We start from the raw sequence: 26,048 nt of genomic DNA on the forward strand, positions 1-26,048 counted from the left end.
GCGCTTTGAAAACCGGCGTGAATCCTTGCAACGAGAATGGCGACACCGCAGGAGCCGGGGCTGGCAAGAGCGGTTTCCCCGTATCCGGATATTCCCTTGCCCGTCACGGTCGAAATCTGTTAAAGAGCTTGGGAACGCGGTCGGCGGGACGGGCTCCGGAGCCGGCTCGCTGTCCCGGCACTTGCCGGGATTCGGTTCCGGCCCTTGCCCGGCTCCCCGCCCACTGCGGGAATGGGGAAAGGGTACGCCGATTCGCCGAAAGCACTCCTCCCGATCCGCTCCTGCCAGAGCTCCATACGCCATGCCCTGGGAAGCCGCCAATGCCAAGCGACTCCGGACCGGGCGCCTCCGCCCTCCCCTGGGAAAGCACGCCCCTGGGTCAGCTCTTCCGGAATAGTCCGGCTCCGCAGCTCCTCCTCGACCCCGAAAGCGGCGTCATCCTGGAAAGCAACCTCCCGGCACGCCGTCTGCTCGGGCGATTCCACGATGCGCCCATGGGATGCCCGCTGGCCGCTATCCTCCCGGATAGCGCCGAGGCCCTGGATTCCTTCCTCCGGACGGTAATCACCGGGGAGGCGGCCTCCCTGCGGGTGCGTCCCGGAACCGGGAATGGCGGCGGGTCCGCCCTCCTGGAGCTCCAGGGGACGCCTCTGCGTCTGGAGAGCGGGGCACGCATCCATATCCAGCTTCAGGATGTTTCCGCCGAGGAGCAGCTACAGGATGCCCACGCCTTCCACGAATCCCTGATCGAGCATATGCCCGACCTGATCTTCCAGCGGGACCGGAACGGCGTCTTCCGCTTCTGCAACGAGGAATTCCTGCAGCGGATCGGCAGGACCCGCGGGGAGGTCATCGGCAGGACCACCGCCGAGCTCGCACCCGCGGAGATCGCCGAGGGCTGCAAGGTGGGCGATTACGAGGCCTTTACCACCGACCGTCCCCGGCACACGGAGGAATGGATCCCCAACCCGGACGGTTCCTGGTCGCTCTACGACGTCCTCAAGCTTCCCTACCGGGACGCCCGGGGCGAGATCCAGGGCTTGTTCGGCATCGCCCGCGACATCACCGAACGGCACCGGGCCGAGGAGCAGCTCCGGGAAAGCGAGCGTCGGCTCCGCAAGATCCTGGCCACCTCCACCGAAGGCTTCTGGATGGGCGATTTCGCGACGCTGGAGACGGTGGAGGTCAACGACACCTTCTGCCGCATGCTCGACCGCAGCCGGGAGGAGCTGCTGGGCACCCGGCCGGAGGACTGGATCGATCCGGAGGATCATCCCCTTCTCTGGCGGGAATCGGAGCGGCGCAAGCACACCGGCAACCGTCGCTACGAGCTGCGCTTCGTGGACCGCAAAGGGCGGCGGATTCCGGTCATCGCCAATGCCTCCACCTCCTTCGATGAGGCGGGGAATCCGGTCCATTCCTTCGCCTTCGTCACGGACATCTCCGAGGTGAAGGCCAAGGCGGAATTCCTCAAGCAGCTCGAGGACATCCTGGAGGCCTTCCCCGGGCTGGTGGGCATGGCCGACAGCAACCTCCGCATCCTCTATCACAACCAATACGCCACGGAGCTCTTCGGTCCCTTGCATCCGGGACACTCCAGGGTTCCCGAGTTCCACCCCGAGTGGGCCGAGCGGATAATATTGGAGGAAGGCGTTCCTACCGCCGCCCGGGAAGGCAAATGGGCGGGGGAAACCGCCCTGCTCGATACGCAGGGCCGCGAGACACCCATCCTCCAGACCATTCTGGCCCACTACAACGCCGCCGGGACGGTGGAGCGGTACTCCACCATCGGCGTGAACATCACCGCCCAGAAAACGGCGGAGCTGCGGGAGCGCCGCTACGCGGAGCAGTTGAACAGCATCAGCCGGCTGATCTCCATGGGCGGACTGGTCTCCCTCCTGAGCCACCAGCTCAACCAGCCGCTGGCGGCGCTCAGCAACTACGCGACGGCGGGCATCCGGCTGCTTCCCCGGGAATGCCCGGAATCCACGCGCTTCGAGGACCTGATGACCCGAATCGCGGGGGAAGCGCAAAAGGCCGGGGACATCCTCGCCCATGTCCGCAAGTTCCTGAAGGGAGAGGGGCCCGCCTTCGAAGCCCTGGACATCAACAGCCTGATCCGCGAGCTCCTGCCCTTCGTCCGCTCCAGCCTCCCGGAAGCGCATCCCGTACCCATCCGGCTCGACCTGGATACGGGCCCGGCCCGGGTGGTGGCGGATTACGTGCAGCTTCAGGAGGCCCTGCTGAACCTGGTCCGGAATGCCATGGAAGCGAGCCGCGAGCACCGCCCTTCGGACCCTGGGCCCGTCACCATCCGCACCCGCCAAGGCGACGGGCACATGGTGATCTCGATCATCGATTCCGGTGGGGGGCTTCCGGCGGATCTGGATGTCCAGGCCCTTACACCCTTTTTCTCCACCAAGGCGGAGGGGCTGGGCCTGGGCCTCTGGATAACCTATTCGATCCTGGAAGCCCACCATGGCCGCCTCGAGGCCTGGAATAACCCCCACGGGGAAGGGGCGACCCTGCAGATGATCCTCCCCGACGGCGAGACAATGCAGGACGTGTACTGAGGTCTATGCCGGTTTTTCTAATTGCTTTATAAGTGGTTAAAAGGGAACTTTTCGTGGACTTTCCATCCGGGATGCACCCGTACCCAGGTAGTGCAACCCCGGCAATACGGGATCGCCTTTTGCGGTATAACCAGGGCGGGGAGAAAAAATGGGCTGGGGGGGAATAAATGCATATGGATTCCGAAACCGACGCGCAGCCCCGGGGAGAAGAATCCGGCCTGTTCGAGCAGTTATTCAATAGGAGCCCGCTTCCCCAGCTCCTGATGGAGCCGGAGCAGGGCGGCATCCTGCGCGCCAGCCCCGCGGCCTGCCGGCTGCTCGGCACCCCGAAAAGCCGGGTGGAAGGGAGCCTGGCGGGCGACCTGTTTCCGGATGCGGCCGATCGCGTCGCCGATTTCCTGGAGCGGGCGGTCCGGGATACCAACGCCTCCCAGCGCATCCGGACCGGGGCCTATCCGCCCACCCCCGGCGTGCTGGAGCTTCGGGGTACTGTCCTGCATGCCGCTGGACAGCTCCATATCCACACCGCCCTGCTGGACGCCTCCCGGGAGGAGGAGCTGACCCGGGTGCTGGGTTTTCAGGAATCCCTCATGGAGCATTTTCCCGATGCCGCCTTCCTGAAGGACCACCACGGCGTTTACGAATCCTGCAACCAGCGCTTCCTGGAGGGGCTCGGAAAGGACATCCACGAAGTTGTGGGCGCCCGGGACCATGACCTGTTGCCCGCGCACATCGCCGACCGTTGCACCGCCACCGACCGGGAAGTGCTCACGGAGCAGCGCCCGCGGAAGACCGAGCGCTGGGTCCGGAACACCGACGGCGAATGGTCGCTGCTGGAGCTCCTGAAGCTTCCCTATCGGGACACGGACGGCCGGCTCCGCGGCGTCATCGGACTGGGCCGGGACATCACCGACCACCGCCATACGGAACAGCGCCTCCAGAACAGCGAGCATATGCTGCAGGAGATCCTGGGGGCTTCCCCCGAAGGCTTCTGGATGGGGGATTTCGAGACCCTGGAAACCGTCGAGGTAAACAGCGCCTTCTGCCGCATGCTCGGCCGGAGCCGGGAGGAGCTGCTCGGAGCCCGGCCCGACGCCTGGCTCGATCCGGAAGACCGGGAGGCCTTCTGGGAGAAGGCGAATCAGCGCCGTGAGCACAGTACCCGGCATTACGAGGTGCGCTTCCTGGCCAGTGACGGGCACAAGGTGCCGGTGGTGGCGAACGTCAGCACCTATTCCGATCCCGACGGGCGCCCCGCCTACTCGGTAGCCTTCATAACCGATGTCAGCCGCTTGCGGCATACCGAGAAGAGCCTGAAACGGCTGGCCGACATCCTGGAAGCCTTCCCCGGGCCGGTGGGGATCTGCGACGCCGACCTGAATCTCCTCTACCACAATCATTATGCGCAGGAAATGCTGGCCCCCCGCGACGCCGGGGCCGCCTCGGCGGAAAGCTTCTTCGCCGAGCACAGCCTCCGGGAGGTCCTAGAGGAGGAGGCCCTGCCCACCGCGAGACGGGAAGGCCTGTGGACCGGGCAAACGGTACTGCTGGACAAGGAAGGCCGGGAGATCCCCTTTTTGCTGACCCTGGTGGCGCACTTCACCCGGGAGGGAAGCGTGGAGCGGTTCTCCGCCATCGGGGTGGATATTTCGGCGCAGAAGGAAGCGGAGGAGCGGGAGCGTCAATACCTGGAGCAATTGAACCGGGTCAGCCGGCTGATCTCCATGGGCGAGCTGATATCCATCCTGAGCCACCAGCTCAATCAGCCGCTCACCTCCTTGAACAACTACGCAGCGGCGGGCAGCCAGCTACTCTCCAATCAGGGCGCCATGCCCTCGCAGCTGGGGGAGATCCTGGAAGGCGTGGAGAACGAAGCCCAGAAAGCCTCGGAAATCCTGACGCAGATCCGGAACTTCCTGAAGGGCCAGGGCCCCGAGCTCCAGCCCCTCGATCTCAACCGGCTCATCCTGGAGATCATTCCCTTCATCTGTACCGGCTGCACCGGGACCGTGCCATCCATCCTGCCGGAACTGGAGGAGGACCTGCCCCGCGTCGAGGTGGACCGGGTCCAGATCCAGGAGGCCATCTTCAACCTGGCCCGCAACGGCATGGAATCCTGCATGGAACAGAATCCGGACAGTCCCGGGCCCTTGATCCTGACCACCCGCCGGGAAGGGGAGTACGTGGAGGTAACCATTACCGACCACGGCACGGGCCTGCCCGCGGGCCTCGAGCTGGACGCCCTGGCGCCCTTCTTCACCACCAAGGAAAAGGGCCTTGGGCTGGGGCTCTGGATCACCCGCTCCATCATCCAGGCCCACGGCGGCCGTTTGACGGCCCGGAACAATGCCGAGGCCGAGGGGGCCACCTTTCAAATCCTCCTGCCCGTGACTGAAGAGCCTCCGTCCGAGGAATCCCGGGAATAGGTCCCCGGCGGGAAATGCCGCCCTAGCGGGCGGGCCGCAGGTTCAGGAAAGCCCCGGCATGGAGCGCGGAGGCGGTCCCCAGCGCCACCCACTGGTGCCAGGAGCCGATGAGGAGGGACACCCCCATCCAGGCGACACCGATCAAGGCGAAGGAGCCGGTGTAGATGCCGATCATGCCCAGGAACTGGATGGGGCCCGCCACGCGGGGCCACCACCAGGCTGCCAGGAAGACCGGCAGATGCAGGACCGTAACCAGGGGGTAGACGGGAATGGCCCAGGCCGCGAACAGGGCACCGAGCGAATAGGAATCGGCGGGCAAATGCCGGATTCCGGCCAGGAAAGGGCCCACCCAGAGGAGCCCGAAGGCGGCCAGCCCCGCAACGGGGGGTACCAGAATGGACAGCATCAGACGCACGGGGCGCTCCCTCACACCACCAGGCTCGGCTCCCGCCGGCCCGTGAAGGCCTCCACTTCCGCCACCTCCCGGGCGGCCTCGGCCACGTCGGCAAGGAGCTCCTGGACGTCATCGTTGTGCTTGAGCGTGTCCCCCTGCCACTTTTCCAGGTATGCCCGCAGGGTGGCCCCTGAGGTGCCCGTCCCCGAAAGCCGCAGCACCGCCCGGGCGCCGTTGTCGAACCAGAGCCGGAAGCCCTGCCCGGAAGTGGTATGACCGTCCACGGGATCGGTGTAGGCGAACTCGTCGGCGTCCGAAACGCGCGGACCCGGCCGGGTGGCCGTACCCCGGAGCCCGGACAGCTTGTCCCGCAGGTTGGCCATGAGCCGCTCGCCCTGGTCCTTGGTCAGTCCCTCGTAGTCGTGGCGGGAGTAGAGATCCCGACCGTACGCGGTCCAATGGGCGCGAACCACCGCCTCCACGGACTCCCGCCTGCCAGCCAGAATGGACAGCCAGGCGAGGACCGCCCAGAGACCGTCCTTCTCGCGGACGTGATCGGAGGAGGTCCCGAAGGATTCCTCGCCGCACAGCTGGACCCGGCCGGCATCCAGCAGATTGCCGAAGAACTTCCAGCCGGTGGGGGTCTCGTAGTGGTCATAGCCCCTCGCCTCCGCTACCCGCACTACCGCCCGGCTGGTGGGCATGGAGCGGGCCACGCCCGTCACCCGCCCCCGGTAGCCCGGAATCGTGTCCAGGTGGTCGGCGATCACCGCCAGACTGTCGGAGGGATTCACGAAGAAGTGCCGGCCCACGATCATGTTGCGGTCGCCGTCCCCGTCCGAGGCGGCGCCGAAATCCGGGGCGTCGTGGCGGTACATGCGCTCCATCAGGTCGCGCGCGTGGATGGGGTTCGGATCGGGGTGACCGCCGGCGAAGTCGGGGCGGGGCTCGCCGTTGATAACGGTACCCGCGGGGGCGCCCAGCTCCTCCTCCAGGAGGGCCTTGGCGTAGGGGCCGGTAACCGCGTGCATGGCGTCGAAGACCATGGTGAAGGTCCCGGATCGGAACAGGGCGCGCAGGGCGTCGAAGTCGAAGAGCTCCGCCATGAGCGCGCGGTAGTCGGCCACCGGGTCGATCACCTCCACCGGCATGCCGTCCACCTCCGCCGCGCCCTCCCGGGCCAAGTCCACCGCGGCGAACGCCTGGACGATCCGGTACCCGGTTATCTCCCGGGAGCGGGCGAAAATGGCCTCGGTCACCTGCTCGGGGGCCGGACCGCCGTTGGCGACGTTGTACTTCACCCCGAAGTCCCCTTCCGGGCCGCCGGGGTTGTGGCTGGCGGTCAGCAGGATGCCCCCCGCCGCGCCGCGGCGACGGATGGTGGCGGAAACCGCCGGGGTCGAGAACAGCCCCTCCCGGCCCACCAGGACCCGCCCCACCCCGTTGGCGGCCGCCATGCGGAGAATGGTGTCGATGGCGGTCTCGGAGTAGTAGCGGCCGTCTCCCCCAAGGACGAGGGTACCTCCCTGGAGCTCCGTGCAGGTATCGAAGATGGCCTGGATGAAGTTCTCCAGATAGCGAGGCTGTGAGAACTGCTCCACCGTCTTGCGGAGCCCGGACGTTCCGGGGCGCTGGTCGTCGAAGGGGGTGGAGACTTCCTCGATGATGGCCATGATCACTCCCGGTGGCGGAATGGGAAACCGCGCGGGGTACGGCCCTGGGCATGGCCGGTCCCCCTCTCATGATCCCATCATCATTCTCCCGGAGAAGGAAAGGCCCAGCCGGCCGGGTGGCCCCATGCGGCGGGCGATACAGGGTAGCGCAGCCACGGGAAATTCTCTACATACTTCAAGATAATGCGGAAATGCCCGGGGGATTGGGCTAGCCATTAGACCGGGAGGGCGATGGCATTCGCCATATAAGCTAGTACCCACTTTCACCAATCCAAAATCCCGATGCCTCCTGGACCGCGAAATGAACTCTGTCACAGCACATATAGCCTAAGAGGAACCATGTTGATATGGGCGTACGCCTGCGCACTTATTATTACGTAAATATACTTAATAAATACAAAATTTTACGGATACCCCCTCCTTTCCACACTCCCTACCGTCAGGGCTCACCACACTAGGCTCGCGAGGATATGCCCCGGAAGGCACCTGCCCTGGAATTCCTGAGAACCGGTAATGCCCCGGTCCGCGGGGTCACAGGGGAGGGACCACTTCTGCGCGCTATCTATCGCGCAGCCGTTGAGACGGCAGAGTACCCGATGATCTGGATCGGTTTTGCTTCCTCCGACGATCCTGGAGCGTTACGGCCAGTGGCCTTCAAGGGCATGGATTCGGAATTCCTTCGGCAGGTTTCCAAAGCGGACGGCAGGAAATACGGGCAGGTAGCCGTGGGAGACGTGGGTCGGGGCTTTTGCCTGGTGCTTAACAACTCCCCCAAGCAGCGGAGTCCGACCCTCAGGCCCGGTTGGCGAGCCTTCGCGGCATGCGCGCCATGATCGCCCTTCCTCTGACCCACGAGGGGGTCACCTTCGGCGGCATGGTGCTTTTTTCCTCCGTGTCAGGGGGCTTCGATTCAGAAACGGTTCCACTTCTAGAGGAGCTGGCAGGAAATCTCGCCTTTGGTCTGGCCTCTCGGGATCTTGCCCCTTGCCATGGTCGGGAGCCCCTCGGACAGGAAGGGGACTGGGCTCAGCACCAGGCACTTGTCGGGATGTTCCGACTATCTATGGGTTGGGAGCCACTTGAAGAGAAACTGAACCGCAGCCTTACCCTCCTCGCCGAGCTGCGATGGGGTACAGCAATATTTTCCGGGGCAGTCCTGCTTGCGGAAACGCGGAACCCGGCTGGTTTCACTCTTCTGGGCAGCTATAACCTGCCTTCCCTACCAGTCTGTCCATGTACTCCAGCTACCCGGAATTACTGGTGTCTTTGCGAAATGGCGCTGCAGGAGGACAGGCTTGTGGAGCTCAGCCCGGATATCCCCGATCAGGCAAACGGGCCCAAAGCCCAAATCTCCATTCCCCTCTCGGGTAACGCTAGCTCCGAGGCAGGGGTCCTTAGCCTTTTCTTTTCCAAACCTACTCTGCTATCCGAAGACCGAAAGCGATTCCTGGTCACGGTCGGCGCCCTAATGGGGGAGTTGATTGAACGCAACCGAATCGCGGAAGGAGCGCGGCAGAACCGTCGGCACCGCAGCGATACCCGTAGAGTAATGCACTTGAGCCAAGTGGGCGCTTCCCTTGCCCACCAGCCCCGCCAACCGCTCACCGCAGCCATCAATTACGGCAATTTAGCCATGGAGACCATGGGGTCCCAAGCTGATTCTCATGGCGGAGCGGACTTCCTACGCAAGAATCTTGCCCAGGTTCAGCGCATTCATCGGATCGTTACTGACATGCGCAACTTCCTGCGACAGGGGAAGCTCCAAAAAGAGGAAACCGACCGGAATGCTTTATTGAGAGAAGCGCTTGAGCTTCTCGAGGCGGAAACTTCTTGGGCGCAAACATCCAGGATCCGGTTGGATCTGACCCCGGACCTTCCGAAGGTTCCCTGTGATGCCATCCAGATTCAGGAGGTTATACTGAACCTGGTCCGTAATGCCTTTGAAGCCCTGGAAGAGAACGGTTCCGAAGAAAAAACGGAAACAGCTATCACGATCACGACCAGTGGAAACAAGGAGGTCGGAGTTACCATTGAAGACCAAGGCCCCGGATTACCGGACCATCATTTGGAGTCCATATACCAGCCCTTCTTTTCGACGAAGCAACAAGGAGTGGGCCGGGGACTGCCCATCTGCCATTCGATCATTGAAGCCCACGGCGGGAGGTTCTGGGGGGAGCCCTGCACGGCGGGAAGCGGAGCTCGGTTCCGATTCACCCTCCCACGGACAGGAGGGCTGCTCCGCGATGCCGAATAAGCAACGGGGAAGCACGGTCTTCGTGGTGGATGACGATCCTTACGTTCTGGATTCCACGCGTTGGCTGCTGGAGAACTCCGGGTTCCATACGGAGACCCATGACCACGCCGAATCCTTCTTCGCCGCCTATCGGAACGAGACCACGGGGTGCGTGATCCTCGACATCCGCATGCCCGGGATGACCGGCCTGGCGCTACAGAACGAGCTCGTGAAGATCGGCGCGGAGATCCCGATCGTCTTCATCACCGCCCACGGCGACATTCCGCAGACCGTTCAGGCCATGAAGCTCGGGGCGTGGGATTTCATAGAGAAGCCGTACGATCCGCGGCAGCTTCTGGAGAGCGTGGAGCGTGCCGTGGAATGGTCGGAAATGCGCCAGGACGCGCAGCGGCGGCGCGCGCTCTACGCCAACCGCTTCTCCAAGCTGAGTCCCCGGGAGCAGGAGGTTGCCCGGGAGGTGGCCGGCGGACGTTCCAGCAAGGAGATCGCCCGCCGTCTGCAGCTCAGCCCCCGGACGGTGGAGACCCACCGCTACCGCTTGATGGAGAAGGTGGGCGCCGGCTCGGTGGCCCATCTGGTCCTGATGCTTATGGAGATCGGCGAGGAAGTGCGCATCCCCGAATAACGGCAGCCCCCTAGCGGGCGGTCCCTTCTTCCTCGCGCAGGAAGTACTCCCGGCTGATGCGCATGACCACCGGAGACAGGAGCAGGAGCGCCAGCAGATTGGGGAAGGCCATGAGCGCCAGGGTGATGTCCGCCAGATTCCAGATCAGCTCCAGGCTGGCCACCGACCCCACCAGAATGCCCGCCACCCAGATCAGCCGGAAGGCCTTCAGCGGCTTAACGCCCACCAGGAACTCCACGCAGCGCTCGCCGTAATAGGCCCAGGTCAGCGTTGTGGTGAAGGCGAAGACGATGAGTCCGAAGGCCACCACGAAATCACCCGGGCCGGGCAGCCCCTTGTTGAAGGCCATGGTGGTCAGGCCCGCACCGGTTTCGCCGCTGTCCCAGGCGCCGGTGGTAACGATGACCAGCGCGGTCATGGTGCAGACCAGAATAGTGTCGATGAAGGTGCCGAGCATACCCACCACCCCCTGGCGAACCGGATCGGTGGTCTGCGCCGCGGCGTGGGCCATCGGCGCGGAGCCGAGACCGGCCTCGTTGGAGAACAGGCCGCGGGCCACGCCGAACTGCACCGCCGCCACCACCCCGGCGCCCGCGAAGCCGCCCACGGCCGCGGTACCGCTGAAGGCGTCGGTGAAGATCCGCGCCACGCCCTGCGGGATGTCCGGGAGATTGAAGGCCAGGATCACCAGGGCGCCCGCCACGTAGATTAAGCCCATGACGGGCACCAGGGCTTCCGCCACCCGGGCGATGCGGCCGATCCCGCCGACGATGACGGCGAATGCCACCATCGCGATCACCGCCCCCGTGGCCCACTGCGGCACGCCCAGGGCCTGGTTCATGGAATCGGCAACGGAGTTGGACTGCACGGTGTTGCCGATGCCGAAGGCCGCGATCAGGCCGAACAGGGCGAAGGCGACGCCGAGCCACTGCCAGCGCGGGCCGAGGCCGTTCTTGATGTAGTACATGGGTCCGCCCACGTGCATGGAGCGGCTGTCCACCTCCCGGTAGCGCACGGCCAGCACGGCCTCGGAGTACTTGGTGGCCATGCCCACCAGGGCGGTAACCCACATCCAGAAGACTGCGCCCGGTCCGCCCAGATGGATGGCCGTGCCCACGCCGGCGATGTTCCCGGTGCCGATGGTGGCGGAGAGGCTGGTCATGAGCGCGCCGAAGGGGGTGATCTCCCCCTCCCCCTTCTGGGCCCCGGGACGGATGCCGGCCCACAGCATGCGGAAGCCGTAGCCGAGCTTCCGCAGCGGCAGCAGCCGGAGGCCGAGGGTGAGGTACATCCCGGTGCCCAGGAGGAGGATCAGCATCACCGGCGTCCAGAGGACCCCGCTGACGGACTCCAGGAAGGCGTTCAGTCGTTCCATGCGCTGTCCCTTTCATGGCCCGTTCCGACGGCGGAGCGGCGCGCCCCGCCGAGCCCGACGATCGGCCTGCCGACGGAACCGCCGGCCGATTCCCACCGGGCCGATCCGGTTTTTCGGCCCCGGGACGCGGAAAAGCCGCTGAGCCCGGCCGCTCGGCATGGTAAAGTATCACGCCTTTGTTCACGAAAAGGTCGCCGGAATGGAGCTTTCTGCCCTTACTGCCGTTTCGCCCCTGGATGGACGCTACGGGACCAAGATCGCGGACCTGCGCCCCTATTTCAGCGAATACGGCCTGATCCGCAACCGCGTCCGCGTGGAGGTGGCCTGGTTCAAGGCCCTGGCCGCGGAGCCGGCGGTGGAGGAGCTTTCGCCCCTTTCCGAGCAGGCGGACGCCTTCCTGGACCGCATCGTGTCCAACTTCGGCCTGGTGGACGCGCAGCGAATCAAGGAGATCGAGGCCTCCACCAACCACGACGTCAAGGCGGTGGAATACTACCTCAAGGAGCGGGCCACCGAGCTGCCCGAGGTGGATGCGGGCAGCGAGTTCTTCCACTTCGCCTGCACCTCCGAGGACATCAACAACCTCGCCCACGGCCTGTCCCTGGCGGAGGCGCGCGCCGAATCCTTCCTTTCGGTGGCCGACGGCCTGGTGAACAAGCTGCGCGAGCTGGCCCATGCCTGGGCCGAGGAGCCCATGCTCGGCCGCACCCACGGCCAGCCCGCCACGCCCACAACGGTGGGCAAGGAGCTGGCGGTCCTGGCCCACCGGCTCCTCCAGGCGCGCGCGGTGGTGGCGGAGAGTCCCGTGCGCGGCAAGATGAACGGCGCCACCGGCAACTTCAACGCCCACATGGTGGCGTATCCCGAGGTGGACTGGCCGGACCTGGCCGAGCGGTTCGTGGAGAGCCTGGGGCTGGAGTGGAGCTCCTACACCACCCAGATCGAGCCGCACGACTACATGGCCGAGCTATTCGGCGCCATGAGCCGGTTCAACACGGTGCTCACCGATCTGTGCCGGGACCTCTGGGGCTATATCAGCTTCGGCTACTTCAAGCAGCGGCTGGTGGAAGGCGAGGTGGGCAGCTCCACCATGCCCCACAAGGTCAATCCCATCGATTTCGAGAACGCTGAGGGCAACCTGGGCCTGGCCAACGCGACCCTGGACCACCTCGCCGGCAAGCTGACCGTTTCCCGCTTCCAGCGCGATCTCACCGACTCCACGGTGCTGCGGAATATGGGCACCGGATTCGGCTACAGCCTGCTGGCCTACAAATCCGCGCTGCGCGGGCTGGACAAGCTGGAGATCAACCGCGAGCGGCTGGCGGAGGACCTGGACGGCGCCTGGGAGGTGCTCGCCGAGCCCATCCAGACGGTCATGCGCCGTAACGGCGTCGACCGGCCCTACGAGCGCCTAAAGGAGCTCACCCGGGGCCGTGCGGTGGACGCCGAGAAGCTGGCCGAATTCGTGGAGACCTTGCCGCTGCCCGAATCCGAGAAGCAAAAGCTCAAGGCCCTCACCCCCGCCAGCTACATCGGCAACGCCGCCGAGCAGGCGCGCGCCATCTGAGGCCCGAGGCCCGCGCCTGCCGCGGAAGGCGGCCCCGTCCGGGGCCGCCTTTTTCATTTCGGGGGCTCCCGGGAGTCCGCCAGATAGTCCGCCGGACGCCCACAACAAAGCGGGCCCCCCTGGGCCGCTTTGTTGACCGAGGCGTGCCGCCAACCTAGGCGGTGGTGTAGCCGGACAGGCGCGGATTCTCCGCCATGACGGCGTTCAGGTTCTTCACCACCTCGCTGGCGGTCACATCCTCCTCGCCATAGATGCGCTTGAAATGCTCCTGGGCGGAGCGGTAGAAGGCCGCACGATCGTCCTGCTCGACGCCCATCAGGCTGGCCAGGGAAGCCAGGGTTTCCCCGCCGCCCGTGGCCATGTCCGCCGCCAGCTTGTTCATGTTGTCGTCGATGAACTTGGAGAGCTTCTCCGTGGACTTGACCACGCCGTCCTGGTCGCAGCCCAGGGTCCCGGAGGTGATGCCAAAGGTCTGGTTACCGAAGATGCCGTTGGTGGTCACCGCCAGCACCTGTGGCGCGATGCCCTGCTGGCCGTCGAACAGCATGGTTCCGGCACCGCAGCCGGTGCTGTCCTCGGCCATGGCGGAGGACATCGGAAACGCGGCCAGGGCGCCAATTAGCAAAGACTTTTTCCACATGTACCTATCCCCTTGTCCGGTGATTCGGGCAGAAAAGCAGTGTAGTAAGGCATTAGGGGCACCGGTTTCAGGGGGTGTCAAGGTGGAATGGGGGCATCCCGTCTCCGGGTTCGGGAGGTTCCCCAGGCTGTCCGAAGCGCTCCCAGAGATAGGCGGCGAGCAGGTCGCGGGCCTGGGGCCGGAAGTAGGTGATACCGTGGCGACCATCCGGAAACAGCCAGAGCCGCTTGGGCTCCACGGCGTTCCAGTACAGGTCCATGGCATGGCTCGGCGGGACCACCTCGTCGCCCAGATTGTGGGAAACGAGCAGGGGGATGGGCGCCAGATCCGGCACATGGCGGAGCGGGCTGAAACGATCCTCCACGTTGCCCGCCAGCCACTGAAAGGGCCAGGTGATCCAGACGGAGGCGAGCTTCTCCCGGGTGATGGTCCGGAAACCGGAGAAGGCGCTATCCAGCACCACCGCCTCGACCCGGTCCCGGTGCTCGGAGCGGGTCACCGCGTAGGGGGCCAGAGCGCCGCCGAGGCTCTGGCCGAGGACGGCCAGGGGCACGCCGGGAGGCTCCCTTTCCGCAAGGTAGGCCAGGGCGCTGCGGACGTCCCGCAGCACCCCCTCCAGCTCCACCTCGCCACCGGAGCGGCCATAGCCCCGATAGTCGAACAGGAAGACATTGAATCCCCGTCCCGGAAGCCAGTCCACCACCTGGAGATGGTTGCTGATGTTCTCCGCGTTGCCGTGCAGGAACAGCACGGTCCCCGCCGGGCTCCGTTCCGTCTCGGCGGGGAGGTACCAGCCGTGCAGACGGACACCGTCCACGGACCGGAACCGGGCCTGCTCGAAGCCGAGGCCGAGGGTGGCCGGATTCAGCACCATCTCGCGGTCCGGATAGAAGAACAGGCCGGTGCAGCCGGGCAGCAGCGGCAGGCAGAGCAACAGCAGGGCCCGTAGCGGACCCCTTACACGTACCAGGCCCATTCCAGTATGGCCTCGTTCCACCAGCGGCCGAACAGGTGCCGGCGGGCGGCCTTCAGCTTCAGGGCGTGATTGCGCGCCAGGGTGACCCGCTGGTCCAGGTGGTAGGAGCCCTCCGTGAAGGTCTCGCCCAGGGCGAAGCGCTGCAGGCGTCCCCGCAGATGCACCCGCCAGCCCGGGAGCGGGTCGGCGATCAGCCCCAGGGCCGGTCCCGCCCCCAGCGCCACCGCTCTGTCCAGGCTCCCCGACACGTCCGCGGTGCCCTCCAGGAAGGCATAGACCAGTCCACCACTGCCCAGGTCCCAGGCCAGACCGGCACCACCGTTGCTCCGCCAGCGCCAGGGCCGCTCGCCGAAATCGCCTTCCTTCGGTTCCAGGGGATAGCGGTCCAGGGCGGTATTCACCTTCCACGAGATGGACTGGCGGAAGCGGTCCCGAGGCGTCAGGGAGAAGATGTCCGCCACGGAGAACCGGTGCAGCTCCGTGCGCCCGTCCGCCGAATAGCGGCGCACCGTGATCCCGAACAGATCGATCTGGGCGCCGTCCACGTACCCGCCCTGGGGATCCAGCAGGTCGTGGAAGGCCGGCCGCAGGTCCACCTCCTGGAAACCGTAGCCCCGCCGGACCCCGGCGCCCAATTGCACCCGCGCCGAGGCGTGGCCCCGATCCGGGCGTACTTGCGGCGCCGGCGGGCCCTTCTCCCTGGCTCCCACCTCCAACCGGCTGCGCCGCACCAGCAGGGCGCGGCCGATATCCGCCGCTTCCTCGCGGGACCGCTCGCCATCCGCCTTCAGGTAGCGCAGATAGTGGTAGGCCAGCTCCAAGGTGCGGGCGCGGGGCTTCGGGGGAAGCCCCGTCAGCCTTTCCGTATCCGGCATCAGGCGACCCTCGGCGATCCGGCGGGCCGTGACTTGCTGCCGTCGTCGGAGCTGACCGGCCCAATGGGTGATGCGCGTCGCCAGGGAGGGCCTGTATACCGGCTCGGCGCGCAGGCCGGTCTCCTCCCGCACGGCGCGCACGGTGTCCGCGGGGATGGCCCAGTAGTCGAAACGGCTTACCAGACGGAGCTCCGGCCGGGCCGCCTTCAGCAGGGCGAGCAGCTGCGAGGAGCAATTCTCGTCGAAGAAATAGTAATCGAAGCGGATCCCCCGCAGCTCCCAGAGATGCCGCACCAGCCGGTCCAGCTCGGGCTGGTCCATGGACACGGGATACTCCCAGATATCCCGGCTCTCCAGATCGCTGTAGAGCTTGACCTTCTCGTAATAGGGCGCGATGGAGAAATGGCCGGGATAGAAGCCCGTCAGCCCCTTCACGGCGAACAGCATGCCCCCGTCGTCGCCCGTTTCGGCGGCGTAATTGATGGCATAGGCCAGCATCCGCGTATCGGGCGTCTGGTCCGGCTGGTCCAGCCGCAGGAGCGTATGGCCGAACATGGATGAGGGGTTGTTCATGTAGGCGGCGGGGAAGACCAGGGTCAGGCCGGCGGCATCCAGCTGGTCCCGCCACCACTCGAAGCGCGGGCAGGGGCGCTCGGGAAGACGTGCCGGGTCGAAGCCCAGCTCGCCGCGCAGCCAGTGGTAGCGCGCCGGGAAGGCGCATTGGGGATGCTGCCGGCCGGTCTCCCCCGCCTCGATGGGCTGGGCCTCCGTGGGCTCGGCGAAGAAGGCGCGCAGGGTGGCTTCCAGCTCCGCCCGGGGATCGGTCTTGCCCTCGTCGGCGAAGAAGAAATCGGGATCGTCCGAACGGCTCTCCAGCCCGCCCAGGGTGGTGGGCTCGTAGTGCAGGAAGGCTCGCCATTGGGCCCGCTCCGCCAGGTTCTTGCGGTGGGCCTCCCGGATCAGGGATTGGAGATAGGTCGGGTCCCCCTCCGCCGCCCAGACCGGCACGGCCGGTACCAGGAGCAGCCCGACCCAAACCAGCGCGAGGACACGCCCGACGGTCACACGCTGCCCGACGCGGTCAGCTCCGAGATCACCCGCCGGACGCCCTCCACCTGCTCCACGGAGCGGACGGCGCGGGCCACCTGCTTCCAGCTGGAGAGATCGCCCTGCAGGGTCACGACGCCGTCGCTCACGTCGACATTGACGGTGGCGATGCTGCCGGCCCCGAGGACCCCGGACAGGGTGGTCTTGACCCGCGCCTGCAGCCCACGGTCCGCGGCCCAGGAGCTGCTTTCCTCGCTCCATTCACTCAGCTTCTTGCCAAGGTAACGGCCCTGCTCGCGCATGGACTTCCGGATCTCCTGGCCCAGATCACCGAGCTCCTTGCTGATGCCCCCTTCTTCGTCCGGGCCTTTCCCCGGCTCCCCACCCTTCTCCTGGGCCAGGGCCGGGGCGGCCAACGCCATGAGCACGGCCAGCAGGATTCCCGCCGATATTCTGCTGAACATGAATGCACCTCTCCTGGTATCGATCCATCGATGGAACGTATCGGGATCCGGGCTTCAACGGGCGGTTCTCCGGTCGGCGCCACGGCAAGAAAAGCCTCCCCGATCGCCGGTACGGCCGGGGGGGAACGGTTCCAACCGGGGCGCGCGCCCTGCGGTCGTCCATTTCTTGAGCCGGGGGAGAACCGGGATTATCGAAGCCATATTGGCAAGGTCCGGAGCGTGGTTAAACCCTTTACACGGCTCCGGATTGGCAAACACCCCCCACCTGGACGGCCTACCCTAACCGGCCGGCCGGGTACTGACCACCCGGCCCCTATCCGGGACGGCTCCTTCAGACGGGCTTGAGCACCATCCAGTAGAGATTGGCCAGGGGCAGAAACGTCGCCAGAATGGGCGCACGGCCCTTATGATGCCTCCGTCTGGTCGTTTCCCCCGGGGCGCTCCGTCACGGCCGTTGCGAACCATTCCGTAACGGCCCGGGTAAGCGCCTCCGGCTCGGTATCCAGCTCGGGGGGGCCCTGTCCATCCAGGAACAGGCTGGCCAGCCCGTGCACCAGGGCCCACACGCTCATGGTTGCCACGGAAGGGTCGGTTCCGTTGTCTGCGACGGCGCGCGCCACCCCCTCCTCGATCACCCGGTAGGCCGCCCGGGCCTGCTTCTGCAGGGCGGGGTGGCGGCACTTGTCGGCTACCGCGGGGCCGAACATGAGCCGGAACAGTCCGGGGCGGCTCCGGCCAAAGGCCACATAGGCCTCCCCCATGGCCCGGACCCGATCGCCGGGCAGATGCTCCGCCCGGGCCGCCTCCGTGAGCGCATCGCGGAATTCCGCGAAACCCTCCTCGGCAACCGCCGCCAGCAGGGCTTCCCGGTCCTCGAAATGCCGGTAGGGCGCGGCGTGGGAAACGCCGCTGCGCCGCGCGGCCGCGCGCAGGGTCAGGGCATCGGGACCGCCCTCCTCCACCAGCGACCGGCCGGCACGGATTAGGGACCGCTCCAGATCGCCGTGGTGATAGTCATCCCGTTCTTCCGAAGGCGGGTCAGCCATGGCTTCCTCCGATGTTTATACCGTAAACTTATAGTGGTAAGTTTACGCCGTCAACATCTGGTGGCACGCTTGCTTGTCCGGCCCCGCTCAGGCGGGCTCGGCGGGTGTGCGGGCGTAAGGCCTTTCCCGAGCCTACGCGCCCGGGAAGGGACCCTCTCGCGGGAACCGGTCGCGGTCATGCGGCCCGTCGTAGCGCAGCCGCGGCCCCTTGGGCACGATGCCGGTGGGATTGAGGGTCGGGTGGCTTCCGTAGTAGTGGCGCTTAATGTGGTCGAGATCCACGGTTTCCGCCACGCCCGGCACCTGATAGAGCTCCCGCAGGTAGCCCACCAGGTTGGGGAAGTCGGCGATCCGCTGGCGGTTGCATTTGAAATGGCCTACATAGACGGGATCGAAGCGCACCAGCGTGGTGAACAGCCGCCAGTCCGCCTCGGTTAGCCGGTTCCCCACCAGGTAGCGGTGCTCCGCAAGCCGGTCCTCCACGGCGTCCAGGGCGCCGAACAGGGCGTCGAAGGCCTCCTCGTAGGCTTCCTGGGTCTGGGCGAATCCGGTGCGATAGACGCCGTTGTTGATGTCGTTGTAGACCCAGGCGTTCACCGCGTCGATCTCCCCGCGGAGGGCCTCCGGATAGAAGTCCAGGCGGTCATCGGCTATATGGTCGAATTCGCTGTTGAGCATGCGGATGATATCCGCCGACTCGTTGCTCACCGCGGTTCCGGCCTGCTTGTCCCACAGCAGCGGGACCGTGACCCGTCCGGTATAGCGGGGATCGCCCTTGACGTATACTTCCCGCAGGTAGGCGCAGCCGTTGACCGTGTCCGGAATGCATCCGGGCCCCTCGGAGAAATGCCAGCCCTCCTCGCCCATTATGGGATCCACTATGGAGATGGTGATGGCCTCCTCCAGACCCTTGAGCTTGCGGAATATCAGGGTCCGGTGGGCCCACGGACAGGCGAGGGACAGGTACAGGTGGTACCGTCCGGACTCGGCCGGAAAGCCCGTGGAGCCGTCGCGGCGCACCCAGTCCCGGAAGGGGCTGTCCGGACGCACGAAGCGGCCGCCCTCGGTCTCCGGGGAAAAGGCCTCTTTCTGCCAGACGCCATCGATCAGCTTACCCATAATGATATCCTTACCAAATCAATCGGAAATTTTCGCCTTTCACCCGGTCTAAGGGACCGGGTAGACTTTGGCGGTCCAACCAGACCGGTGCAGTCCAGGCCGGGCGGTGGTCGCGATCCCTGCCCCCGATGGGGAACAAGGAGAATGCCGATGGATTCTACGATCACCATCCCCGAGGTGACCGAAAACCAGCTTCCGGAGGGGCCCTCCACCGAGGACCGGGAGCACGCCATGACCGGACCGGAGCGCAAGGCCCTGGTGGAACGGGCCAAGACCCTCCTGTCCGAGCAGGACGCCGTCCTGGTGGCGCATTACTATACCTCCGGGGACCTGCAGGATCTGGCGGAGGAAACCGGGGGCCACGTGGCCGATTCCCTGGAGATGGCCCGCTTCGGGCATGGCCACCCAGCAAGCACGCTGGTGGTGGCGGGTGTCCGATTCATGGGCGAAACGGCCAAGATCCTCAACCCGGAAAAGCGGGTCCTGATGCCCACGCTGGAGGCCGAGTGCTCGCTGGACCTCGGATGCCCGGCCGACCAGTTTACCGAATTCTGCGACGCCCATCCCGATCATACCGTGGTGGTCTACGCCAACACCTCGGCCGCGGTGAAGGCCCGCGCCGACTGGGTGGTGACCTCCTCCATCGCCGTGGACGTGGTTCGCCACCTCGTCGAGCGCGGCGAGAAGGTGCTCTTCGGGCCCGACAAGCACCTGGGCCACTACATCGAGCGCGTCACCGGGGCCGAGCTGCTGCTCTGGCCGGGCTCCTGTGTCGTGCACGACCGTTTCAAGGCCCAGGAGCTCCAGGCCCTCATGGCCGAGCAGCCCGGGGCCAAGGTCCTGGTCCATCCCGAGTCCCCGCAGCCGGTCATCGAGCTGGCGGACGTGGTGGGCTCCACCACCCAGCTCATCCAGGCGGTGCAGGACCTGGACGCGGACACCTTCATCGTGGCCACCGACCGGGGGATCTTCCACAAGATGCAGGAAGTGGCCCCGGGGAAGACCTTCCTGGAGGCGCCCAGCGCCGGCGCCGGCGCTACCTGCCGGAGCTGCGCCCACTGCCCCTGGATGGCCATGAACGGCATCTCCAACCTGGTGACCACCCTGGAACAGGGCGCCAACGAGATCTTCGTGGACCCCGAAACGGGCCGTCAGGCCTGGAAGCCCCTCAAGCGCATGCTCGATTTCAACGAGGCGCGCAAGCAGCGCATCCACGCGGGGACCTGACCCGTTCCGGCGGGCGCCCGCGGGCTGCGCCGGACAGTAGGCGAACAAAAAATCGGGCCCCGGGGCCCGATTTTTTCATGGCGGTCCCGCACCGGGCTCGGCCGGAACGGGAAGGCTATCCTTTGCCGCCCTGCTGGCTCTGCTGCTCCTCGATATCCTTGCGCACCTGGTCCATATCGAGATCCCGGGCCTGCTGGATGATGCTCTCCAGGCCCTCGCGGGGCAGGACCCCGGACTCCTGGAAGATGATCACCTGCTCCCGGAACAGCATCAGGGTCGGTATGGAGCGGATCCCGAAATGCCCGGCGAGCTCCTGCTGGTTCTCGGTATCCACCTTGCCGAACACGATATCCGGATAATCCTCGGATACCTCCTCGTAGATGGGGGCGAAGCTCTTGCAGGGCTCGCACCAGGAAGCCCAGAAATCCACGAATACCATGTCGTTGTCCATGACCGTGGACTCGAAATTGTCCTTGGTTAGGTCGACCGTTGCCACTTTGAGCTCCTATGGTTGGCCGGAAGCGGGCGGGCGCCCGCCGGTCCCCATCCGGGAGAATGGGGACCGGCCGACGCACGCGGCGACGTAACCAATGATCTTCGCATGTATGCCGGGCGCTGTAACCCTGATGATCCCCTGCACCCCATGACGCCTCCGCACCCGCCACGCGGTTTCCGCCTTGCACGGCACGCCGCCGGAGCACATCATCCCCGCTGCAATACCGGCAGCCCTTCCGGAGCCCATGGTGACCGCAGAGATCCCCATTGCACGGGTTATGAACCCGGAAATCCTCCATTGCCCGCCGGACGTCCCGCTTTCCGACGCGGCCCGACGCATGACCGAGGCCGGATGCAGCTCCATCGTCATCATGGCGGACGGGGAGCCGCAGGGAATCTGGACCGAGCGGGACGCCCTGGGAATCGATCTGGCCGCCACCGGGGAATGGCGCCGGCCCATCGCCGAATTCATGGCCGCCCCCCTCAAGACCGTGGAGCATCGGGCCACCCTCGGTGACGTTGCGGTGCGCTTCAAGGAGGAAGGCGTCCGCCATCTCCTGGTCGTGACGGAAGACGGAAGCCCGTGCGGCGTGGTCACCCAGACCGACGTGGTGCTGAACCAGGGGATGGAGTGGTATCTCCATCTGCGGGAGGTGGACTCGGCGATCCTGGGCGCCCCGCTGATCCTCCCCGGCGACCGGCCCCTGGACCAGGCGGCCGCCGTCATGAACGAGCACGGCCACGAGGCCGCCCTGGTACGCGGGGAAGACGGCACCCTGGGCATCCTCACCGAGCGCGACGTGGTGCGCATCCTGGGCGAGGCGCGGGCGGTCGCGGACGCCGGGGAGGCCGCCAGTCAGCCGCTCCTCACCGTGCCCCGCGACTATACCCTTCTCCACGCCCGCAACCTGATGGTGGACAACGGCCACCGCCATCTGGGCGTAACCGACGCCGACGGCGGGCCCGTGGGGCTCATCAGCTTCGACGACATCCTCTCCAACGTGGAGCACATGTACGTGGAGGAGCTGAGCAACGCCCTGAAGGAGCGCGACACCGCGCTATCCGCCTCCCGCCATCACCTGCGCCTGGCGGAGCAGGTGATCGAGACCTCCCTGGAGGGAATCATGATCACCGACGCCGGGGGACGCATAGAGTCGGTAAACCCCGCATTCACGCACCTCACCGGTTACACGGAGGAAGAAGTCCTCGGGCGCACCCCCGGGATCCTGAGCTCGGGATACCACGACGAGGCCTTCTATCGCGCCATGTGGGACAAGCTGCGGGATACGGGAGGCTGGCAGGGGGAGATCTGGAACCGACGCAAGAACGGCGAGGTCTATCCGGAGCTGCTCACCATCACGGCCATACCCGGTGAGGACGGCGAAGTTTCCAATTACGCCGGCATCTTCAGCGACATCACCCAGCTCAAGGAGAACGAGGAGCGCATCCGGAACCAGGCCTACTACGATCCCCTCACCGAGCTGCCCAACCGCCGGCTATTCCAGGACCGCCTGAGCATGGCCATCGCCCACGGCCATCGCCAGGGATCGCGCATGGCGGTTCTGTTCCTGGATCTGGACCATTTCAAGCCGGTGAACGACCGGCTCGGCCATGCCGCCGGAGACCGACTCCTGGTGACCATCGCCGAGCGGCTTCGGGGCTGCGTGCGCGAGGACGACACCATCGCCCGCATGGGCGGGGACGAGTTCATCATCCTGGCCACCGAGCTGGAGGGTCCGGAGCAGGCCGCCCGGGTGGCCCGGCGTATCCTGGCCACCTTCCACGACCCCATGGTGCTTGCGGATTCCAAGCTGGCCGTCAGCGGCAGCATCGGCATCAGCCTCTATCCCGACGACAGCACCGACGCCGAGACCCTGGTGCGCAACGCCGACGCGGCCATGTACCGCAGCAAGTCCCGGGGGCGGAACAGCTACCATTTCTACGAGCCGTCCCTGGACCCCACCCGCTAGACGCCCCCGGGAAGCTGCGGCGAGGGCCTCAGCGGCTCATTTGGAGCCCCGGGAAACGGCCCGCTACGTAGTCCCCGTGGCAGGTGACGCAGGCCCGGCTCATGCGCCCGAGCACGCGGAGCTGCCGGCCCGTGTCCCGTGCCTCGGCGGCCCGCGCCAGCTCGGCGGCGGCACTGTGGAACCGCTTGTCCAGCTTCAAGAAGCGGTCGGGTACGGCTGCCACCAGGTCCTGGCGGTCGGAGGGAGTAAGGGACTGTTTGAGGATGAAGCTGGCGTGGATAGCACGCGCCTTTTCGGCCACGAGCCCATGGTCCCCGGTAACGATGGCCCCGAAGATGGTCTGCATGGCGCCCAGGATGGCCTGCATCTCGCGGCGGAGGAGCCGGTCCAGCTTGGGGGACAGATCCTTGACCACCGCCCGCGGCTCTTCCGCGGCGGCCGGCGGACCGGCCATAACACCCAGCAGCAGGCCGAGGACCATGAAGCGCGTGGCAATCGGGCAACCCTGCCGTACCATGGCGATTCCCTTCCGTGCGGCGGCTGGAAAGACGGAAAAGAATCATTCCATAAGCAACTTTCACGGTCAAAGCTCCGCCTCGGCCTCGCGCCGGCATTCCGCCAGCACCTCCCCCGGAACGCGGCGCAGGGCAAGCCAGACGAGCAGGGGCACCAGCACCAGGTCGTCAAGCTGTCCGAGCAGCGGTATCCAGTCGGGGATGAGATCCACCGGCGACAGGGCATAGCCCACCGCCAAGCCGAGCAGCCAACGGGCGGCGCGCGGCGTGCCCGGGTGGCCCAGCACCCGGCGGTAGACCCCGAGCTCCCGCCGGAAACGCGCCTTCCAGACGCGCAGCCCCCTCACCGTCCGGCGTTCCGGTTCGCCCCGCGCCGCGCCCGCGCGGCGCGGTATTCCTCCATGGCCTCGGGCATCCATTTCTTCAGCCGCTCGATGCGCTTGCCGTGCGGCGGATGGGTGGAGAGGAAGACGGGCGGCCCGCCGTTCTCCGTGGACTCGTCCATGCGCTGCCAGAAGTCCACGGCGGCACGTGGATCGTAGCCGGCCCGCGCCATGTACATCAGTCCGATGCGGTCCGCCTCCAGCTCCTGCTGGCGGCTGTGCGGCAGCAGGATGCCCACCTGCGCGCCCAGCCCGTAGGCGGCCAGGAACAGCTGCTGGGTCCGGGCGGGCTTTTCGTTCAAGGCCGTGGCCAGGGCGATGCCGCCCATCTGCACCAGGAGCAGCTCGGACATGCGCTCGCCCCCGTGCCGGGCGGCAACGTGGGCCACCTCGTGGCCCATGACGGTGGCCAGCTGCGCATCGTTCTTCGCCACCTCCAGGATGCCCTCGTAGGCCCCCACCCGGCCGCCGGGAAGGGCGAAGGCGTTCTTCTGTTCGTTGGCGAAGGCGACGAACTGCCATTCCTCGGGCGGCACCCGGGTATCCTCGGCGGTTACCCGGGCGATGCGGCTCCCCACCTCCTCCACCCGGCGCCGGGCCCGGGGATCGTCGGATACCGGCTCCTCTTCCTTGATCTGCCGGAAGCTCCGGATCCCCATGTCCACCATCTGGGCCTGCGGCACCAGCATCAGGGACTGCCGGCCCGTCTCGGGGACCGTATAGCAGCCGGCGATAACCAGCGCGGCAAGCAGGGCCCCCAGCCAGCTCCGCGCCAACACCCGTGCTGTCATTTCCGTCTCCCTTCCCGGCCGCGGCGCCGGATACGCCGGGCCCGATCCGATTGCGCCCCACCCTCCCACAAGGACCGCTCGCTCCGGGGCCGTCAAGGCGGCTTACGGCGAGACGGCCCATCTCTAATATTTACGTACGCGCCCGCTTCGTGTCCCGTTGCAGCAATCCGTTACCTTTCCCAGCGGCCTGAGGAGTCCGGAGCGCGGACCGGCCGCTTGCCTCGCCCGTTCCGGGGCTCTAGGGTATCCGGCCGGGCTCCTCCTCCCGAGGGGCCGGCCCCGGCCCGGAGGCGAGCCACCCATGGACAACAATCGGCGCACTCAGCTGCTCGAGGCGGCGGTGGAGCAATCCTTCAACCCTGTGGTCATAACCACTGCCCAGCTGGAGCTCCCCGGGCCTCAGATCCTCTACGTGAACACCGCCTTCACCCGGATGACGGGCTATACCACCGAGGAGGTGTACGGCCGCACGCCCCGCATCCTCCAGGGCCCGGAAACGGACCATTCGGTGATCCAGCGGCTCCGCGACCGCCTCTGGAACGGCCAGAGCTTCCAGGGCACCACAATCAACTACCGCAAGGACGGCTCCAGCTACTGGGTGGAATGGAACATTTCCCCCATCCGCGACGAAGCCGGGGAAATCCGCAACTTCGTCTCGGTCCAGCGGGACATCACCGACCAGGTCATGGCCGAGCGGGAACGGCGCCTACTGGCGACGGCCCTGGACGCCAACGCGGACAACGTCCTCATTACCGACCGCAGCGGCGCCATAACCTACGTGAACCAGGCCTTCGTCAGGCAAACGGGCTATCCCCTGAAGGATATCCGGGGGCAGCAGCCCAGCATCCTCAAGTCCGGCGAGCACGGTCCCGAGTTCTACCGCCGCCTGTGGGAAACCATACAGGACGGGGGAACCTTCCAGGCCACCTTCACCGACCGGTCGCGCGATGGGACCCGGTTCCATATGGAGCAGACCATCACTCCGGTGCGCGACGAGCGCGGCGAGGTCACCCATTACGTGGCCACCGGCAAGGACATCACCGAGCGGGTAAAGATGGAGCAGGCGCTGGAGGAGATGGCCACCACGGACCTCCTCACCGGCCTGCCGAACCGCAGCCATGGCGAGCAGCTCCTCGACCGGCAATGGAACCGCACCGAGCGGTACGCCGAGGCGTTCAGCGTCATCATGGCGGATGTGGACCATTTCAAGGCCGTCAACGACCGCCACGGCCACGACGCGGGGGACCGGATCCTGTCCTGGGTGGCCGGGGCCTTGCGGAGCCAGCTCAGGGACTCGGATACCGCCATCCGCTGGGGCGGGGAGGAGTTCCTTATCCTGGCTCCGCACACCGGCCTTGAGGGCGCGGAGGAGCTCGCCGAGCGGATGCGAACCGCCGTCGCCGGGCACGAGGACCCGGAGGTGGGCTCCGTCACCCTGAGCCTGGGGGTGGCCACCCTCCGGGAGGGCGATACCAAGAAGCGGCTGATCAAACGGGCGGACTCCGCCCTGTACGCGGCCAAGGAGGCCGGCCGCAACCGGGTCAGCAGCGTGTGAGCGGATTGCCGCCTCCTGGCCCGGCATGGCCGCCGCCCGTACAATAGCCGCGACAAGT

At 66.4% G+C, this 26,048-nt stretch carries 21 protein-coding genes; 8 read left to right on the forward strand and 13 right to left on the reverse strand.

Features of this window, described 5'->3' with window-relative positions; translation table 11 throughout:
• Positions 1-320: 320 nt before the first annotated feature.
• Both ACERLL_RS07425 and ACERLL_RS07430 read left to right on the forward strand, forming a co-directional pair.
• Positions 321-2,573 (forward strand): PAS domain-containing protein, encoded by a 2,253-nt coding sequence (locus ACERLL_RS07425; RefSeq protein WP_373655435.1) that lies wholly within the window; start codon positions 321-323, stop codon positions 2,571-2,573.
• Between the two features lie 167 nt (positions 2,574-2,740).
• A complete protein-coding gene (locus tag ACERLL_RS07430) occupies positions 2,741-4,999 on the forward strand; it encodes a PAS domain-containing sensor histidine kinase (RefSeq protein WP_373655436.1) in 2,259 nt (752 codons plus the stop codon).
• 22 nt (positions 5,000-5,021) lie between these two features.
• On the opposite strand, the gene ACERLL_RS07435 is transcribed toward ACERLL_RS07430, so the two are convergent.
• Positions 5,022-5,414, reverse strand: coding sequence for a hypothetical protein (locus ACERLL_RS07435; RefSeq protein ID WP_373655437.1), 393 nt, complete (start codon positions 5,412-5,414; stop codon positions 5,022-5,024).
• An 11-nt stretch (positions 5,415-5,425) separates the two neighbouring features.
• Positions 5,426-7,066, reverse strand: a complete 1,641-nt coding sequence (locus ACERLL_RS07440; protein WP_373655438.1) for an alpha-D-glucose phosphate-specific phosphoglucomutase — start codon at positions 7,064-7,066, stop codon at positions 5,426-5,428.
• 820 nt (positions 7,067-7,886) lie between these two features.
• On the opposite strand from ACERLL_RS07440, the gene ACERLL_RS07445 reads away from it, so the two are divergent.
• Positions 7,887-9,320, forward strand: a complete 1,434-nt coding sequence (locus ACERLL_RS07445; RefSeq protein ID WP_373655439.1) for an ATP-binding protein — start codon at positions 7,887-7,889, stop codon at positions 9,318-9,320.
• Positions 9,310-9,945: a response regulator transcription factor gene (locus ACERLL_RS07450; RefSeq protein ID WP_373655440.1), complete on the forward strand. Its 636-nt coding sequence runs from the start codon at positions 9,310-9,312 to the stop codon at positions 9,943-9,945. The genes ACERLL_RS07445 and ACERLL_RS07450 overlap by 11 nt, the downstream gene beginning before the upstream one ends.
• Positions 9,946-9,955: 10 nt before the next feature.
• Here ACERLL_RS07450 and ACERLL_RS07455 read toward each other — a convergent pair whose 3' ends face one another.
• A complete protein-coding gene (locus ACERLL_RS07455; RefSeq protein ID WP_373655441.1) occupies positions 9,956-11,320 on the reverse strand; it encodes an alanine/glycine:cation symporter family protein in 1,365 nt (454 codons plus the stop codon).
• Positions 11,321-11,519: 199 nt separating this feature from the next.
• On the opposite strand from ACERLL_RS07455, the gene purB reads away from it, so the two are divergent.
• The gene (gene purB / locus ACERLL_RS07460) at positions 11,520-12,887 is read left to right on the forward strand and encodes an adenylosuccinate lyase (RefSeq protein ID WP_373655442.1); all 1,368 of its coding nucleotides are present in this window, start codon (positions 11,520-11,522) and stop codon (positions 12,885-12,887) included.
• Positions 12,888-13,041: 154 nt separating this feature from the next.
• On the opposite strand, the gene ACERLL_RS07465 is transcribed toward purB, so the two are convergent.
• The 6 genes from ACERLL_RS07465 to ACERLL_RS07490 all read right to left on the reverse strand — a co-directional run bounded on the left by ACERLL_RS07465 (position 13,042) and on the right by ACERLL_RS07490 (position 19,054).
• The gene (locus ACERLL_RS07465; protein ID WP_373655443.1) at positions 13,042-13,527 is read right to left on the reverse strand and encodes a DUF3015 domain-containing protein; all 486 of its coding nucleotides are present in this window, start codon (positions 13,525-13,527) and stop codon (positions 13,042-13,044) included.
• A gap of 67 nt (positions 13,528-13,594) precedes the next feature.
• Entirely contained in the window at positions 13,595-14,503 is a 909-nt protein-coding gene (locus tag ACERLL_RS07470) for an alpha/beta hydrolase (RefSeq protein WP_373655444.1), read from the reverse strand.
• Positions 14,485-16,443: an Lnb N-terminal periplasmic domain-containing protein gene (locus tag ACERLL_RS07475; protein WP_373655445.1), complete on the reverse strand. Its 1,959-nt coding sequence runs from the start codon at positions 16,441-16,443 to the stop codon at positions 14,485-14,487. Before ACERLL_RS07475 ends, ACERLL_RS07470 begins: the two co-directional genes overlap by 19 nt.
• Positions 16,440-16,889 (reverse strand): BON domain-containing protein, encoded by a 450-nt coding sequence (locus tag ACERLL_RS07480; RefSeq protein WP_373655446.1) that lies wholly within the window; start codon positions 16,887-16,889, stop codon positions 16,440-16,442. The genes ACERLL_RS07475 and ACERLL_RS07480 overlap by 4 nt, the downstream gene beginning before the upstream one ends.
• 404 nt (positions 16,890-17,293) lie before the next feature.
• Complete coding sequence (locus ACERLL_RS07485; RefSeq protein ID WP_373655447.1) at positions 17,294-17,935, reverse strand: TetR/AcrR family transcriptional regulator; 642 nt, start codon at positions 17,933-17,935, stop codon at positions 17,294-17,296.
• Between the two features lie 132 nt (positions 17,936-18,067).
• Entirely contained in the window at positions 18,068-19,054 is a 987-nt protein-coding gene (locus tag ACERLL_RS07490) for a glutathione S-transferase family protein (RefSeq protein ID WP_373655448.1), read from the reverse strand.
• Positions 19,055-19,204: 150 nt separating this feature from the next.
• Here ACERLL_RS07490 and nadA point away from each other — a divergent pair, with 150 nt between their 5' ends.
• A complete protein-coding gene (nadA, locus tag ACERLL_RS07495; protein WP_373655449.1) occupies positions 19,205-20,281 on the forward strand; it encodes a quinolinate synthase NadA in 1,077 nt (358 codons plus the stop codon).
• Between the two features lie 115 nt (positions 20,282-20,396).
• Here the strand turns inward: nadA and trxA are convergent, their stop codons facing one another.
• On the reverse strand, positions 20,397-20,777 hold the full coding sequence (gene trxA / locus ACERLL_RS07500; RefSeq protein ID WP_373655450.1) for a thioredoxin: 381 nt from the start codon (positions 20,775-20,777) through the stop codon (positions 20,397-20,399).
• 247 nt (positions 20,778-21,024) lie between these two features.
• On the opposite strand from trxA, the gene ACERLL_RS07505 reads away from it, so the two are divergent.
• The gene (locus tag ACERLL_RS07505; protein WP_373655451.1) at positions 21,025-22,746 is read left to right on the forward strand and encodes a diguanylate cyclase domain-containing protein; all 1,722 of its coding nucleotides are present in this window, start codon (positions 21,025-21,027) and stop codon (positions 22,744-22,746) included.
• Between the two features lie 28 nt (positions 22,747-22,774).
• On the opposite strand, the gene ACERLL_RS07510 is transcribed toward ACERLL_RS07505, so the two are convergent.
• The 3 genes from ACERLL_RS07510 to ACERLL_RS07520 all read right to left on the reverse strand — a co-directional run bounded on the left by ACERLL_RS07510 (position 22,775) and on the right by ACERLL_RS07520 (position 24,435).
• Positions 22,775-23,263: a hypothetical protein gene (locus ACERLL_RS07510; RefSeq protein WP_373655452.1), complete on the reverse strand. Its 489-nt coding sequence runs from the start codon at positions 23,261-23,263 to the stop codon at positions 22,775-22,777.
• 66 nt (positions 23,264-23,329) lie between these two features.
• Positions 23,330-23,608: a YkvA family protein gene (locus tag ACERLL_RS07515; RefSeq protein WP_373655453.1), complete on the reverse strand. Its 279-nt coding sequence runs from the start codon at positions 23,606-23,608 to the stop codon at positions 23,330-23,332.
• Positions 23,605-24,435, reverse strand: a complete 831-nt coding sequence (locus tag ACERLL_RS07520) for a M48 family metallopeptidase (protein WP_373655454.1) — start codon at positions 24,433-24,435, stop codon at positions 23,605-23,607. Before ACERLL_RS07520 ends, ACERLL_RS07515 begins: the two co-directional genes overlap by 4 nt.
• Before the next feature lie 301 nt (positions 24,436-24,736).
• Here ACERLL_RS07520 and ACERLL_RS07525 point away from each other — a divergent pair, with 301 nt between their 5' ends.
• Positions 24,737-25,990, forward strand: coding sequence for a sensor domain-containing diguanylate cyclase (locus ACERLL_RS07525; RefSeq protein WP_373655455.1), 1,254 nt, complete (start codon positions 24,737-24,739; stop codon positions 25,988-25,990).
• The last annotated feature ends 58 nt before the right edge of the window (positions 25,991-26,048 follow it).

Origin of the sequence: Thiohalorhabdus sp. Cl-TMA, assembly GCF_041821045.1 — a bacterium.
Taxonomy (GTDB): Bacteria; Pseudomonadota; Gammaproteobacteria; order Thiohalorhabdales; family Thiohalorhabdaceae; genus Thiohalorhabdus; species Thiohalorhabdus methylotropha.